Here is a 14,821-nt window from a genome sequence, read left to right as displayed (position 1 = left end):
ACTGCTAGCAGCAAAAGTTGAAAATCAGTTTTCCAAGCAAGTTGGAACGGAAGGATTAATATGGACAAGACATCTTCAGGCTCCTTAATACGAAGATCAAGCAAAGGGGTAGTTGCCACTTTTGTTGCCTTGTGCCTGATCGCCATCTCAGCCACGGCTGCATTGGCAAACTCTGTCAACATCTACGATAACGCAGGTGTGCTAAATAGATCTCAAGTACAGAGTGCGGCTTCATCGTTATCAAAGCCCATTGACATCTATGCGGTCAATTCGACCGGATCAAGTTCGGCGTTTGATCAGACTGCCAAGCGCAGCATCAAAAACGCGGATATGATCGTGATTGCGTTTAACCCTAACCATGTCTCGATCGTTGGTGGTAAAAATGTTGGTCTATCGACCAGTCAGTATAAAGATGCTACCAATGCTTTCACCAGCACGATAAAAAGTAGCAACCAGAACTTTACCAGCGCGACCGTTGCGGCCATTGATTCCTTGCGTGGTTCATTGAACAATAGCAACTCGTTTATTCCTGGTGTTGGTGGTGGCGCGGGTAGCTCGATTTTTGGCACCTTGTGCTGCGTGGGTTTGATTGCGCTGCTGGCTATTGCAGCCTTCGCAATTTTCCGCCGACGCCGTGGTGGTAACATGGGCAATGGTGGTTTTGGTAATTTTGGCGGAGGCTTCTTTAATCGTCGCCCTAATCAGACACCTTATAACCAAGGTCCTAACTATCAAGGTAACTATCCTCCTAACTATCAGGGCAATTATCCTCCCAACTACCAGGGTAACTATCCTCCACAGCAGGGTGGCATGAATCCCTGGGCAGCTGGTGGCTTAGGCGCAGCAGCTGGTGGATTGGTTGGCTATGAATTAGGTAAAAATGCCGGCGAAAATGATCGCGGTAACGAAGGCGGTTTTGGTGGAGGAGCCAGCAGCGACTTCGGTGGAGGCGGCGACGGTGGTTTCGGCAGCGGCGACGGTGGTTTCGGCGGAGGAGCCAGCAGCGACTTCGGTGGAGGCGGCGGAGATGGTGGTTTCGGCGGTGGCGATGGTGGCTTCGGCGGAGGTGACAGTGGTGGTGGTGGTGGTGATTTTGGTGGTGGCGCTGGTGGAGATTTCTAACGCCACTTCAGTAGTACTCTATCCCGGGCTGCATAACAATGTCCGGGATGGACACAAAGAAAAAGAGAAGGGAGCAGGTTTCGTTGGAAACCTGCTCCCTTCTCTTTTTGCTAATTAATGAGCAGTTGTGCATATCAAAGAGGTGGCTAGCGGACGCGACCACTGCGGCGGGCGATCTCAACCACTCTCAGGCGGCTGAGTGCGCGCATAAGGGCTGCCTGTAGCTCCGCACGCTCGGTACGGGACTGGACATCTTGCAGGCGCTCTTCGGCCTGACGTCGGGCTTGCTGTGCGCGTGCCTCATCAATCTCTTCCGCTTGCTCTGCAGTATCAGCCAGAATGGTTACGCGATCATGGGAGACCTCAAGGAAACCGCCAGAAACGAAAAAGATGCTATCGTTTCCACGCAATTTAATCTCTAAAGGTCCTGGTCCCAGCAGGGCCAGCAGGGGGGCATGTTCAGGTAAGATACCCAATTGTCCATCTGCTCCAGGCGCGTCAACGATTTCGGCCTCACCGTTGTAGAGCTCACGCTCCGCGGTTACTACCTCGACATGCAGTGTATTGCGTGTCGCCATCGTTTAACCCTTCTTCTGGTCGGCGTCGTACGCTGCAACCACATCTTCGATTGCTCCCTGTGACAGGAAGAAGTTCTCAGGAATGTGGTCCACATCACCGTCCAGAACGGCTTTAAAGCTACGTACAGTATCCTGCAGCTTCACATATTTACCTGGTAGGCCGGTGAAGACCTCAGCAACTGTGAATGGCTGTGAGCAGAAGCGCTCCAGTTTACGAGCACGAGCCACGATCAATTTATCATCATCGGACAGTTCATCAACACCAAGAATGGCAATGATGTCCTGCAACTCTTTGTAGCGCTGTAGAACGTTCTGGACGCCACGTGCGACATTATAATGCACATCGCCAACCACTTGAGGATCAAGGATACGGCTGGTGGAGTTCAGAGGATCAACCGCAGGATAGATACCCTTCTGTGCGATTGAGCGCTCCAACACGATGGTTGAGTCCAGGTGAGCAAAGGTTGTAGCTGGAGCTGGATCGGTGTAGTCGTCAGCGGGCACGTAAACGGCCTGCATCGAAGTGATCGAACCATCTTTAGTTGAAGTAATGCGCTCCTGCAATTCACCCATCTCTTCAGCCAGGTTTGGCTGGTAACCTACTGCTGATGGCATACGGCCGAGCAGTGCGGATACCTCAGCACCAGCCTGTGTGAAGCGGAAGATGTTGTCGATGAAGAGAAGAACGTCTTTATGCTCTTCATCGCGGAAGTACTCAGCGATCGCCAGACCACTCAGGGCAACGCGCAGGCGAGCTCCGGGAGGCTCATTCATCTGACCAAAGACCATGGCCAGACGGTCAATTACACCGGCTTCTTGCATTTCATGGTACAGGTCGTTACCTTCGCGGGTGCGCTCACCCACGCCAGCAAAAACGCTATAACCACCATGGCCTTTAGCGATGTTATTGATCAGTTCCTGAATGATAACGGTCTTACCAACACCAGCACCACCGAAGACACCAATCTTACCACCTTTCATGAAGGGGCAGATCAGGTCAATAACTTTCACGCCGGTCTCGAAGACCTCAACGTTAGAAGACTGATCTTCCAGCGTTGGAGCATGGCGGTGAATTGGGTAGTGAGGGGTATCTTCAACTTCTTCTTTGTTATCGATCGCGCGACCCAGCACGTTGAAGATACGACCCAGTGTCTTAGGGCCGACAGGAACGCTAATAGGAGCACCTGTATCGACGGCCTCTGTACCGCGCTGCAGACCATCGGTTGGACCCATAGCTACGCAGCGGACCCAGTTATTACCGAGGTGCTGTTCAACCTCAAGGGCGAGATCTTCTTTAGCACCAGAAGGGCGGGTCAGCACCTGATTATAAATTTCTGGCAATTGGTCCTGGGGAAACTCGATGTCTACCACCGCACCCAGTACCTGCACGATAGTTCCCTTCGCGCCAGTTTGTGTTACTGTCATGTATTTCTCCATTGCGGGGATCTCTTTTGTCTTTCCCCCCGCACAGATATCTCTTTAGAGTGCCTCAGCACCAGCAACTACCTCAAGAATCTGGGTAGTGATGGCGGCCTGGCGGACCTTGTTATACGTCAAGGTGAGATCCTGAATCAGATCGTTGGCATTATCGGTTGCGTTTTTCATGGCAACCATCTGAGCTGATTGCTGACTGGCAACAGCTTCAAGCAAAGCTTGATACACCTGGATATCCACATAGCGTGGGAGCAGAGCTTTAAAGATACTCTGTTCGTCTGGCTCGTAAATATACTCGGTGGCCTTGCCTTCCTGCTCGTCCTCATCCTTTTTTTCAGGTGGCTGGACGGGCAGCAATTGTACCGTCACCGGTGTTTGTGTCACCGTATTGACGAATTTCGCATAAACCAGATATACAACATCGACCTCGCCCTTCAGGAAGGCGTCTACAGCTACCTGGGCAATGGCGGTAGCATCACCGATGCCGGGCCGATCACCATAGTTGGTGAATTCAGCGATCATATCGAGCTCACTACGCACAATGAAATCACGGCCTTTACGACCGACGGCTACGTACTCGACGCCAGGGTTACTTCCCTGCTCTGAGAGCCGGCGAGTTTCATTGCGGGCGGTAGTGGCGGCCTGACGATTCACGTTTGAAGGCAAGGCGCCACAGAGGCCGCGATCAGGAGAGATCAGCACAATGCCGATATTTCTCACTGGACGCTGCTTCAGCAAGGCCAGATCCTCAGCCAGATCGTCATTCCCATTGGCAGCCGCTGTTGACAGGCGGGCCACCAATTCACGAATCTGATCGGCAAAGGGGCGAGCCTGTTCAACTCGCTCCTGTGCCCGACGCATCTTACTGCTCGCCACCATTTGCATGGCTTTGGTGATTTTCGCTGTATTTTTTACTGATCGTATGCGCTGCCGAATTTCTCGGGTTGATGGCATCTATCTGCCTCCTAGCGCTTCTGCTCTTCGCGTGGTGCGGCTGACTTCTGATAATCTTCGATAGCAGCACCCAGTTTCTTCATCAGATCTTTGCTCATTTTATTGCGGCCAGTGATTGAGCTCTCTGTAATCTCGTTCTGGAGATCCTGATAATTGGCATCCATGAAACGATAGAAACCGGATTCCCAGTCGTTGACCAGTCCCAAAGGAACCTCATCCAGATAGCCATTGGTCACTGCGTAGAGGATCATAACCTGGCGCAAAACCGAGACCGGCTGGTACTGTGGCTGCTTCAGGATTTCCAGGATACGGCGACCGCGATCGATACGGGACCTGGTGGCGCGATCCAGATCAGATGCGAACTGTGAGAAAGCTTCCAACTCACGGAACTGTGCCAGATCCAGACGCAGGGTACCAGCTACCTGGCTCATACCTTTGGTCTGTGCGCTACTACCTACACGGGATACTGAGATACCGGTATTCAGAGCGGGGCGCTGACCAGCATTGAAGAGGTCGGTTTCCAGGAAGATCTGACCGTCAGTGATTGAGATCAGGTTTGTTGGAATGTAAGCGGAAACGTCGTTCGCTTTTGTCTCAATGATTGGCAGAGCGGTCAATGAACCACCGCCGTAATCTTTGTTCAAGCGAGCGGCGCGCTCCAGCAAGCGAGAGTGCAGGTAGAACACGTCACCAGGATAAGCTTCGCGTCCTGGAGGGCGGCGAATGATCAGTGAAATGTTACGATATGCTTCTGCGTGCTTGGTCAGATCATCATAAACGATCAGAGCATCGCGACCGGTCTCCATGAATTCTTCGCCAATCGCACAACCGGCGTAAGGGGCGATATATTTCAGAGGAGCAGGATCAGATGCGCCTGAAGCGACGATGATCGTGTAATCCATGGCACCATGCTCTTCCAGGATAGCGCGTGTACGAGCAATCGAGGAATTCTTCTGACCAATTGCCACATAGATACAGATCAGGTCCTGGCCCTTCTGGTTGATGATCGTGTCGATGGCGACAGCGGTCTTACCAGTCTGGCGGTCACCAATGATCAACTCACGTTGGCCACGGCCAACCGGGATCATGCTATCGATCGCCTTAATACCAGTCTGAACTGGCTGGTTTACCGACTGGCGAGTAATAACGCCAGGGGCAACACGTTCGATCGGGCGGAATTTCTCAGTTGAGATCGGGCCACGATCGTCGAGAGGTTGACCAAGTGGATCGATAACGCGGCCGAGCAGCGCATCGCCAACTGGAACCTGGATAATGCGTCCGGTTGTACGAACTTCATCATCTTCACGGATCTGGGTGTAATCACCCAGGATTGGGCAACTGACTGCTTCCTCTTCGAGGTTAAAAGCCATGCCATAAAGCCCTGTACGGGGAAATTCTACCAATTCAAGATATTTCACATCTTGCAGGCCATAAATACGGGCGACACCGTCTTGTACCGCGATTACGGTACCGACACTTGCGGTCGAGGTGGTATCGGCTCCAAAGCCTGCGATGTTTTTCTCTATGATGGCACTGATTTCATCAGCCCAAGATGCCATCGCGTTCCTCCTAGTGTTTCCTAGTGGCTTCTTACTTTTGTCGTTGTATTGTTTTATCGATCTTCTGTGTCTTTTCTCATCAGAGAAAAAATTTTCAGGTGGACTCTGTACGGGGATCTATTTGTTTGTATGCTCTACTCCCGACCTCGATACACCTGTACTAAAAGATCGAGATATTTAAGACTTTAGTGGTGTTGAAATGCTGCCGCTTATCTGTTTGCAGGTTCCGCGAAACCTTCAGTATCTTCAGAAGCAAATTCATCATCGTTACTCAGCGAGATGCCCGAGAGCAACTGCTGCTGCAAGACATGCAGGCGGTTGCGGACACTACCATCGATGATTTCATCTCCTACGCGTGCGACAACACCACCTAAGATACTCGGATCAACCCGAGTCTGGATAATAATGCTTTTGCCAGTCTTCTGCTCAAGCGCGCGTTTAACGACATCCTTCTGGGCATCGTCTATCGGCGCTGCTGTCGTGACCTCTGCGACTGCCTGATTGCGATAGTCAAGCACGAGGTGTTCGAACTCGGTTGCAATATGTGGCATGACATCGACCAGCTCACGCTGGACGATGAGCAGGGCAAGGTTGAGCGACGTAGGCAACACTTTTGCGGCTAAAGCCTGGCGTAAAGCTGTCTCTTTGCGCTGAGCAGGAATTTTAGGTTCACGCAGCAAATAGGCCAGTTTGCGATGAGCAAAGACCTCTGCGATACTCTTTACATCTTCGAGGGTGCGGTCCATCGTGTTCTGTTTCCGCGCAATCTCAAAGATGGCTCCTGCATAGCGGCGTGCAATCGCTCCTTTAAGCATTAGTTATTCCTCGCCTGGTCACTAGCCGTGACAAACTCTTCGACTAAGCGGCGATTGTCGTTGCTATCAACTGACCGGCTGATAACTTTGCTGGCGGCATCAATCGAAAGATTAACAACGTCGCGGCTCAATTCCATGCGAGCACGATTTGCTTCCTGATGGATACGAGCGACCTGCTGCTGTCCAATCTTCTCTGCACGTTCGCGAGCTTCAGTCTCAATCTGCTGAGCAACCTGTGCCGCGTTTTTGGTAGCACGCTCAATAGTATCCTGAGCCTGACGCTTGGCATCAAGGATGATACGTTCAGCGTTGTTGGTTGCCTCTGCCAGATCGCGTTTGGCCTTCTCTGCGTTCTCAATGCCTTCACGGATCAATGCCTGCCGCTTCTCAAGCGTACGCTGAATAATTGGCAAGAAATATTTCCAGAGGACAAAGAAGACGACCAGAAAGGTGATCAACTGCGAAATAAATGCAGCTGCGTTAATACCCAATGCACCTAGTCCGGAATTACCGCCTTCGGCCTGGGCGGCTGCGACTGAAGCGAGGGTAAGTGTTATGTTCACGATAGCGCTTCCTTTCCGTCAAAAGTAATAAACAATGGTCCGTACATAATGCGGAGACGCGGCATCACCTGTTTCCTTCTTTATCTTCAAAGGAGAGGAAAGCAGAATGGACGCGCTACGTCTCCACACTACGATACGAAAAGTATTACTTAAGGGATGAATTTGATCAGCAGGGCGACTACCAGAGCATAAATAGCGATAGCTTCGGCGAACACGATAGCCAGGATCATGTTAGTCTGAACAACAGGAGCAGCCTCAGGGTTGCGACCGATAGCTTCCATGGCTTTAGCGGCCAGAATACCGATAGCCAGGCCAGGTCCGATAGCACCAATACCAATAGCAAGAGCTGCTGCGAGTGGAGACAGGTTCATGTTTAAAAATCCTCCTTAAGGACGAATGTGTTGTTTATTTATGATTCAGGTTTATTTATGCAATCACAGACACAATGTCAGTGAGTAGCAAGCAAGTGTGATGTTGTGCTGTTTGAACTAGTGGCTCGGAACAGCACTGCCCTCATACTCATGGTGTACCTCATGCTCACCCTCATCATGATGGGAGTGGCTGGTAGTACCAACTTGCATGAAGAGCAAGGTCAAGAAGGCGAAAACGAACGCCTGGATGACAGCAACGAAAAGTTCAAATGGAACGAAGATGATGTTGGCCACAGCAGGCAGCAGATAAGCGAAGACTGCGAGCAGTACGCTACCGGCGAAGACATTACCAAAGAGACGGAAGGAGAAAGAAATCAATCGTCCTAGTTCACTGATAATTTCGAGTACACCTACTAAGAAGTCAACCAGTCCCATGCCACCTTTCTCTTTGACTGCTTTAAAGTTCAGATACTTACTGATCTGCTCTTTAAAACCGAGCATTGAGAAACCTAGAATCTGCGTCACGACAACTGAGACCAGAGCCATCGCCAGGGTCAGGTTCAGGTCAGTTGTACCAGGACGTAGCCAGGGAACAATTTGATTAGAGAGATCACCCCACAACAGCGGTCCATTTACGACCGCGTTGGCGTGTTGCTCATCTAAATGAACGGTACCAATGGTATCAACACCAGGAATAACGTCGAGCAGATTACAGAATAAAATGAAGATAAAGAATGTAGCCACGAGGGGGAAGAAGCGTTTGCCTCTCTCCTTACCTGCCACACCCTCGACCAGATTCTGCAGAAACTCAACGACCCACTCAAGGGCATTTTGCAATCCTGCTGGAACCATATTGCGCCGTCGGGTACCAATAAAGAATACCACGAACAAGCAAATAGCGCATATCCACGTACATAGCAGAGTGTTGGTGATCCACGTGCCAGGAATAATTACTTCCGGGGCAATCGCGATCGTTGGAAGTTTCCACAGATTCACTCGGCTTTCCTCCCTATATGCCGAGCTCTGCCAGGTCTGGTTCGATGTGCTTAAGGGATCCGTTTAGCCTACTGAAAGACACTCTTATATAAACGGTATGCTCCATAAATCCCCGAAATCAGGCCAAGCAGTAGCCCGAGAAGTATAAACAAATGTCCGGTATGAAGAAGGCCATCCAGGTAATTCCCTAAAATGGCTCCAAGTGCGATGGGGATGGCTACTGTGAAGCCCATGCCGCTCAACGCTCCCAGCGTATTTAACACAGTAGGGGAAGGCGGTTTCTGTTTCATCCTTATAATCCCATCTCTGTTTTCCTCAATAATACCAGTCGGATTATAGCACAGGGAACATTCTGGATGCAACAGTAGCTATGCTTTTTTGCCTTGCCGCGTGAGGCCCCATGTGCACGGCATTCGTGCATTTTTGTGTGCATATAAATGGCCAGATGAGACCGCCTGAAAAATTCCATACACACAAAAATGAATGGCTGATTAAAAAAAAGTTAGTGTAAGGTTGCAGAATAAAAAATGTGTGCCGAGGCGTTGCAAATGTTAGCATCTTCAATATGCTACACGCGAACTGGTATAAACTAATGGTTGTGCATAATAGTTAAACAAGGGTTTTGAAGTTTATAATAAATAGTATTGCTAGTAGCTTCAGCTTTAGGTAAACTGGAGTCTGGTGGTATAAAAGCAAGAGATAGCTTAGAGGCATTGAATATAAGGAGGAGGCTGTATGCCAGAGCACAGGAAGGTAATTAGCACATTCCAGTTTACGCCAAAATCGCAGGCCATTTTACGTGAGGCCGCTCAGACAGATATACTCTGCATTTCAAATAATGAGGAATTTCTCGCGCGCTTACAAGAAGCTGAAATCCTCTGTTCCTATTGGATTCCTAACAATTGGCGTGTACTTGCACCTCATCTCCGCTGGTTGCAGGCCTCGGGTGCTGGTGTTGATGGCTTGCGTTCTACAGGCATTCTAGATGAGCCTGATACTGTGGCTGTGACGACTGCGGTTGGCATCCATGCAACTACTATCGGTGAATATGTCTTTGGTAGTATGCTTATGTTTAATCGAACCTGGCCGGAGATGGTGCGCTTGCAGGATCGACATGTATGGCCCCATAGTGCAAACTGGTATAAACTAGGGGGACGTGAACTTGTCAATCAGACGTTAGGTATAATTGGTCTGGGCAGTATTGGTCGTCGCATAGCGCAGCTTGGACATGCCTTTGGTATGCGTGTGCTGGCCACGCGTCGTAGCGTTGAACCTGGTATGGTTGATCCCGATGCCGATCAGGTCTATCCCATGGAAAAACTGCAGGAAATGTTGCGGCAGAGCGATTATGTAGTGCTCTCTGTTCCGCTGACCCCACAGACTGAAAGATTGATTGGTGAGCCGGAGTTGCGTGCCATGCGGCCCCATACCTATCTGGTAAATGTAGCTCGCGGGCAGATTATTGATGAGAAAGCGTTGATTCGTGCGTTGCGAGAAGGTTGGATTGCTGGCGCTGGCTTAGATGTCACTCAGGAAGAGCCACTGCCAGCGGATAGTCCCTTGTTCTCGTTACCAAATGTCATTTTGACGCCACATATTTCAGGTGATAGTGTGCACTATGATCAGCGTTTGGCTGATTTGTTTGCAGATAATCTACGACGCTATCGAGCCGGGGAGCCACTGCGGAATCGCTATGATCCGGCACGCGGATACTGATGAGGTGAAAAATGAGTTCAGATTTAGGACTTGTATCGGTGCTGGGGGCTGATGCTGTTGGTCAGCCTGGGCAACGTCGCTTTCGACTTTTTGCCCGGAATACCTGGGCGTCTCTGGTGATGTGGATGGAGAAGGAGCAGTTGGCTGGTTTGGCCGAGGCACTGGATCGTACCCTGGCGCTGATCACTGAAGGCCAGGTCTTACGTACTGAGGCGCGTGCTGGCGGTAATCCACTGGTTGAAGGGATGCCGGCTGACTTTCCACGCTATCCCACTTTTGATGCTCAGGTTGGGCAGATGCGTCTCAGCTATGATGAGCATGATGCTTTTTTCACATTGCTGCTCACTCCTCTTGGTATGTCCCAGGAAGAGGGGCAGGAGCCGGAAATAACGATGGCCGAAGATGAGCAGATTACGCTAGCCTTTAATCAGCAGCAGGCGCAAGATCTTTCCACCGCCATTCAGGTCGTTATCTCTTCGGGACGTCCTGTGTGTCCTCTTTGCCATGCTCCCCTGGATGGAGGACCTCATGCGTGTGTCAAGCAGAATGGGCATCGTGATGTCACGCCGATTGAAGAGCTTAATAATGGTGACGAGCCTGAAGCATAGGGATATGTTTTAAGCGCGAAGGCAGAATAAGATAGGGGCGTATCCATATACGCCCCGCTGGGTGTTTTGTCTGGCGCGTACCAGCTGGTACAACGTACCCTGGAACTTCTACTTTCCTATGTTAGTCATGACATGTATACTTATTGGCTTTTTGTAAGTACATGTCTTCATTGGCTTCGATCATAAGTTTGTGAAGCACTACAACATCAGCATCGGGTAGATACTCAGCTGGTTGCAGGCACAGACGCATGATCGCACGGCCGTTTTCTAGCACCTGAACATAGCCTTTGCTTCTCGGTACGCGATATGTCCTTTGGGGTTCACTTGGGCTAGGTATTTCCAGATAGCCACGCCAGAGAAGTTGACGGAGCTGCTCTGGCGTGAGCATATCACGTAGTAGATTGGCTGCCCGGCGTTCGGCACGTGACCAGCCTTTAATGTATGGGAGTAAAAACAGCCATACAACCGGCGTGATCGCGAGGGCTATGATCATCCAACACAAGACAGAGATGATCAGGGACGCGAAGTTCATCCGCCAACGACTCGTGGTACCAAAACTATTTGTTCAGCTGTGGCATCGAATTTATCAATACGTTGTATTGGCTTACCATCCGTGACTCGGAATGCTGTTGCACCTTTCGCTTTTTCTTGTTCAAAAATTCTTTCCGCCTCGCGGATGGCAGCGATAGCTTCAGGATCACCTGTTTGAATTTTTTGCTCATCCCATGTGAGACGGTCGTCGCCGCGCCGTGACATCACCCGTAACATTCCCACAGTCGTTCCTCCTTCGCAGTTTACGCCATGTTTGCTGCATGGCTGATGCCAACGAAAATCTGTTGTTTTGCTGTGCTACTTGTTACTGTAGCTACTTGTGGTTCGACTTAACAAACTACATAAAACGCGATTTTGTCTGGTATATGTCTGCCATGGTTGTGCGCTCAAGGCGCTACGACTCTTCGTTGTATAAGCTGGACATATACTTGCGCATATAACACATACAACACGCCGGGCGTTTCAACTGTGTATACAAGAAGACACACGTTGGTACTACTATTGTACGTGACGACCTGTGTATAGTCAATGGTTAGGAAGTTATTCCAGCGTCTATTGCTACTTATTGCGTAAATTAGCTGGTTGCCCTGCAAGAGCTATGGGGAGTGTGGGTAGATGAGTTTTCACGTTTTAGTAGAGGTTTTTCTGGGGATTTGTGTTTGTGGTGCTCAGGTTGCACGCTGCCATACTCGTTCCCTGAAGGGAACTCGCTTTTTTACTAATGTGCTGTGCACATTTTTGCAGCAGCTATTTGAATTATGGGTAGAGCCATAATAGATAACGTCGCTCTACCCATAATTTATTGAGGTGGTTAGTTTATTATTTTTCAGTAACAAATGTGATAGCTACGGTGCCGGGGCCGGTATGGGTACCCAGGGCGGCTCCTAGTTTGTAGCGTGGAATTTCGCCGCTATAGACTGGTTTGAGTGCCTCAGCTAGCTGTATGCCTACTTCTTCGCTGGATTCGGCAATGGCTATGTCTTCTAGCGGGCCACTCTCGCTGATTAGCTGGCTGGTACGGGCAAAGGCTTTTGTGCGTGTGCGTGGCTGTTCGACTGGTACGACTGCGCCTTCTTTATTTAAGGTAATGATAGGTTTGACACTTAACATGTTGCCGAGCAGTGCCTTTGCTCCTCCGATGCGGCCACCACGTTTCACATATTCAAGGGTATCAAGGACCGCTAAAAGATGGGTCCGTGAAAAACGATCTTCCGCATAGGTCTTTAGCTCTGCGAGGGTGCTATCCTCTTTATTCATGGCTGACAATTTTTGCAATGTCATAAACATTGCGGCACTGATGCACTTTGAATCGATGGCCTCGAAAGGGATAGTACGCTCTTCTTCGGACAGTGAATTCCAGGCTGTGCAGGCGGATTGATACGTACCACTGAGTTGAGATGAGAGGTGAATCGATAGAATGCCGGTTGCGCCTTCTTGAATTAAGCGCTTATACGTTTCCTGGAAGAGTGCTGGCGCGGGTTGTGAAGTGCGGGGTAGAACTTTGCTTGCCTGTAATTTTTCATAGAAGGTGGCATTATCAATATCAATGTTGTCTTGGTATGTTTCCTCATCAAAAAAAACAGTGAGAGGAACAACGGTAATACCTAGTGCATCTGCCGTCTCTGGCGAAATATCGGCGGTGCTATCTGTAACAATGCGAATAGTCATCGCAGGCCTCCTGGGGGGAAAATATAATGCTATCAAAGTGTAGCCGCAGCCAATGTATCTTTGTTATGGCTGCGGGCTACACTTCTGCTGGTATCCTTTATTGTACTACTGAATTTGCTACTACCATGTAGACATGGCGCTCAGACTTATTCAACAGAAATAATATATGCGTAGTAAGGTTGTCCACCATTTACCACTTCTATTTCGAGTTGAGAATGCGCTGTTTTGATGCGTCTGGCTGTCTCTTGCGCCTGTTCTTCTGTAATGTCTTCACCATAGTAAACAGTAACAATTTCGTACGAGTCAATGTTCATACGTTTCAAGGTATCGCTTAGCGTTTCTTCTATACTTGGATCCGCGACCGAGAGATTGCCATTGATGACACCAATGAAATCTCCTTCACGGACATGCAGGGTACCTAATTGAACTGAACGTACGGCAGTAGTGATTTCTGCAGTCTGGATAGTGCGGGCAGCTTCAGTCATTGTTTTGCAGTTAGTAGAGAAATCAGACTCGTAGTTGATACTGATCAATGCTGCGATGCCCTGGGGAAGCGTCTTGCAAGGTACAACGTATACTTCTTTACTGGTTAGCTCCACCACTTGCTGGGCACTTAAAATGACATTGCTGTTATTGGGCAAAATAATTATTTTTTGAGCGGGATTTTTTTCAACGGCATCCAGAAGTTCTTCAATGCTAGGATTCATGGTCTGACCACCGGAGACAACGGAGCTAACTCCCAGGCCCTTAAAGACTTTTTCAAAGCCTGCACCGGAGACCACGGCTACGGTAGCTAACTGGTCGCTGTTGACCGCTTCCGGTTCAGCTGGCTCGTCGTTGGCATGTTCTGCATCGCTCTCAGCCGCATAGGTCAGACTTTGTTCCTGTAGGTTCTCAATATTGATATCGAGCAGGCTTCCGAGTCCAACTCCATAATCCAGAATTTTGCCCGGAGTGAGTGTATGAGTATGAACCTTGAGCATCTCTTCATCGCCGGCAACCACAGTGGAGACGCCACCCATATCAATAATGGTTTGACGAATACCTTCCACATCCAGACCTTTACCACGCAGTAAGAATACGACCTCGTAGCCGAACTCTTCTTCGATGGTGACACGGCCTTTTTTAGTATGTGTTTCTACTGAAGGTTGAGCAATGGCTGTAGCGGATGCTGCGCCGTTCAAACTGGCCGCACTAGTGGTTGACTCTCCACGCATATAGCGCAGGATACCCTCTAAAATAGTGCAGAAACCTTGTCCACCAGCATCGACAACGCCCGCTTGCTTTAAGGTCGGGAGTAATTCAGGGGTGCGAGCAACAGCCTGGCGTGCGGCGGCCACAATATCTTGCATCTCTACGACAAGATCATTCTGCCGTTCGGCACTCTTCATAGCTGCATCCGCCGTCTCACGCACAACTGTCAGGATTGTGCCTTCGACCGGTTTAATCACTGCCCGATATGCTAGCTGTGAAGCTTTCTGAAAAGCCTCGGCCAGATCTTGAGCATTAAATGTAGGCTTATTCTCAAGTCCAGCGGCTATGCCACGCAGTGTTTGCGACAAGATAACGCCTGAGTTACCACGTGCCCCCAATAATGCATCATGAGCAACTTGTTTGGCGATAGCCCCCGCCGACTTCTCCTGACTTTCGGTGATATTCCGAATCGCGGATTTCATCGTAGCTGCCATGTTTGACCCTGTATCCCCATCGGGAACAGGAAAGACATTGAGCGCATTAATGGTATCACGGTTGACTTCCAGCCAGGCTGCGCCCGCTAAGATCGCTTTCCGTAAATCTTGACCATCAAAAACACTAATGCGTCTGGGTCGTTGACGTAGTATGGGACGTTGTGTGTTTTCCTCCATAGCCGCTGTGCTACCTCTGT

16 protein-coding genes are annotated in these 14,821 nt (G+C 49.8%); 3 read left to right on the top strand and 13 right to left on the bottom strand.

Annotated features, from left to right (window positions below; genetic code table 11):
* Positions 1–60 precede the first annotated feature (60 nt).
* Positions 61–1,122, top strand: a complete 1,062-nt coding sequence (locus EL633_RS36495) for a hypothetical protein (RefSeq protein WP_161981990.1) — start codon at positions 61–63, stop codon at positions 1,120–1,122.
* A 146-nt stretch (positions 1,123–1,268) separates the two neighbouring features.
* On the opposite strand, the gene EL633_RS06260 is transcribed toward EL633_RS36495, so the two are convergent.
* The 9 genes from EL633_RS06260 to EL633_RS06220 form a co-directional block, all read right to left on the bottom strand.
* Positions 1,269–1,700, bottom strand: a complete 432-nt coding sequence (locus EL633_RS06260; RefSeq protein WP_126626363.1) for a F0F1 ATP synthase subunit epsilon — start codon at positions 1,698–1,700, stop codon at positions 1,269–1,271.
* Positions 1,701–1,703: 3 nt separating this feature from the next.
* Positions 1,704–3,125: a F0F1 ATP synthase subunit beta gene (gene atpD / locus EL633_RS06255; RefSeq protein ID WP_126626362.1), complete on the bottom strand. Its 1,422-nt coding sequence runs from the start codon at positions 3,123–3,125 to the stop codon at positions 1,704–1,706.
* 54 nt (positions 3,126–3,179) lie between these two features.
* The gene (gene atpG, locus EL633_RS06250; protein WP_126626361.1) at positions 3,180–4,088 is read right to left on the bottom strand and encodes an ATP synthase F1 subunit gamma; all 909 of its coding nucleotides are present in this window, start codon (positions 4,086–4,088) and stop codon (positions 3,180–3,182) included.
* Positions 4,089–4,099: 11 nt separating this feature from the next.
* Positions 4,100–5,647, bottom strand: a complete 1,548-nt coding sequence (gene atpA, locus EL633_RS06245) for a F0F1 ATP synthase subunit alpha (RefSeq protein ID WP_126626360.1) — start codon at positions 5,645–5,647, stop codon at positions 4,100–4,102.
* A 209-nt stretch (positions 5,648–5,856) separates the two neighbouring features.
* The gene (gene atpH / locus EL633_RS06240; RefSeq protein WP_126626359.1) at positions 5,857–6,462 is read right to left on the bottom strand and encodes an ATP synthase F1 subunit delta; all 606 of its coding nucleotides are present in this window, start codon (positions 6,460–6,462) and stop codon (positions 5,857–5,859) included.
* A complete protein-coding gene (gene atpF / locus EL633_RS06235; protein ID WP_161981989.1) occupies positions 6,462–7,025 on the bottom strand; it encodes a F0F1 ATP synthase subunit B in 564 nt (187 codons plus the stop codon). Before atpF ends, atpH begins: the two co-directional genes overlap by 1 nt.
* A 149-nt stretch (positions 7,026–7,174) precedes the next feature.
* Complete coding sequence (gene atpE / locus EL633_RS06230; RefSeq protein WP_126626357.1) at positions 7,175–7,396, bottom strand: ATP synthase F0 subunit C; 222 nt, start codon at positions 7,394–7,396, stop codon at positions 7,175–7,177.
* A 117-nt stretch (positions 7,397–7,513) separates the two neighbouring features.
* Complete coding sequence (gene atpB, locus EL633_RS06225) at positions 7,514–8,392, bottom strand: F0F1 ATP synthase subunit A (RefSeq protein ID WP_126626356.1); 879 nt, start codon at positions 8,390–8,392, stop codon at positions 7,514–7,516.
* Positions 8,393–8,460: 68 nt separating this feature from the next.
* Positions 8,461–8,682 carry an AtpZ/AtpI family protein gene (locus EL633_RS06220; RefSeq protein ID WP_218027423.1) on the bottom strand — a complete coding sequence of 74 codons (222 nt, stop codon included), beginning with the start codon at positions 8,680–8,682 and terminating at the stop codon, positions 8,461–8,463.
* A 445-nt stretch (positions 8,683–9,127) separates the two neighbouring features.
* On the opposite strand from EL633_RS06220, the gene EL633_RS06215 reads away from it, so the two are divergent.
* Positions 9,128–10,108 carry a D-2-hydroxyacid dehydrogenase gene (locus tag EL633_RS06215; protein WP_126626355.1) on the top strand — a complete coding sequence of 327 codons (981 nt, stop codon included), beginning with the start codon at positions 9,128–9,130 and terminating at the stop codon, positions 10,106–10,108.
* 11 nt (positions 10,109–10,119) lie between these two features.
* The gene (locus tag EL633_RS06210) at positions 10,120–10,716 is read left to right on the top strand and encodes a DUF3090 family protein (protein ID WP_126626354.1); all 597 of its coding nucleotides are present in this window, start codon (positions 10,120–10,122) and stop codon (positions 10,714–10,716) included.
* A gap of 121 nt (positions 10,717–10,837) precedes the next feature.
* On the opposite strand, the gene EL633_RS06205 is transcribed toward EL633_RS06210, so the two are convergent.
* The 4 genes from EL633_RS06205 to EL633_RS06190 all read right to left on the bottom strand — a co-directional run bounded on the left by EL633_RS06205 (position 10,838) and on the right by EL633_RS06190 (position 14,801).
* Positions 10,838–11,248 carry a hypothetical protein gene (locus EL633_RS06205; protein ID WP_126626353.1) on the bottom strand — a complete coding sequence of 137 codons (411 nt, stop codon included), beginning with the start codon at positions 11,246–11,248 and terminating at the stop codon, positions 10,838–10,840.
* On the bottom strand, positions 11,245–11,484 hold the full coding sequence (locus EL633_RS06200; RefSeq protein ID WP_246039205.1) for a hypothetical protein: 240 nt from the start codon (positions 11,482–11,484) through the stop codon (positions 11,245–11,247). Before EL633_RS06200 ends, EL633_RS06205 begins: the two co-directional genes overlap by 4 nt.
* Before the next feature lie 603 nt (positions 11,485–12,087).
* Positions 12,088–12,936, bottom strand: coding sequence for a DegV family protein (locus EL633_RS06195; protein WP_126626351.1), 849 nt, complete (start codon positions 12,934–12,936; stop codon positions 12,088–12,090).
* A gap of 146 nt (positions 12,937–13,082) precedes the next feature.
* Positions 13,083–14,801, bottom strand: a complete 1,719-nt coding sequence (locus EL633_RS06190) for a DAK2 domain-containing protein (protein WP_126626350.1) — start codon at positions 14,799–14,801, stop codon at positions 13,083–13,085.
* Positions 14,802–14,821 lie beyond the last annotated feature (20 nt).

This window comes from Dictyobacter alpinus (assembly GCF_003967575.1).
Lineage (GTDB): Bacteria > Chloroflexota > Ktedonobacteria > Ktedonobacterales > Ktedonobacteraceae > Dictyobacter > Dictyobacter alpinus.
The sequence above is the reverse complement of the archived record's forward strand: the minus strand, read 5'-3'. Positions and strand labels throughout refer to the sequence as shown.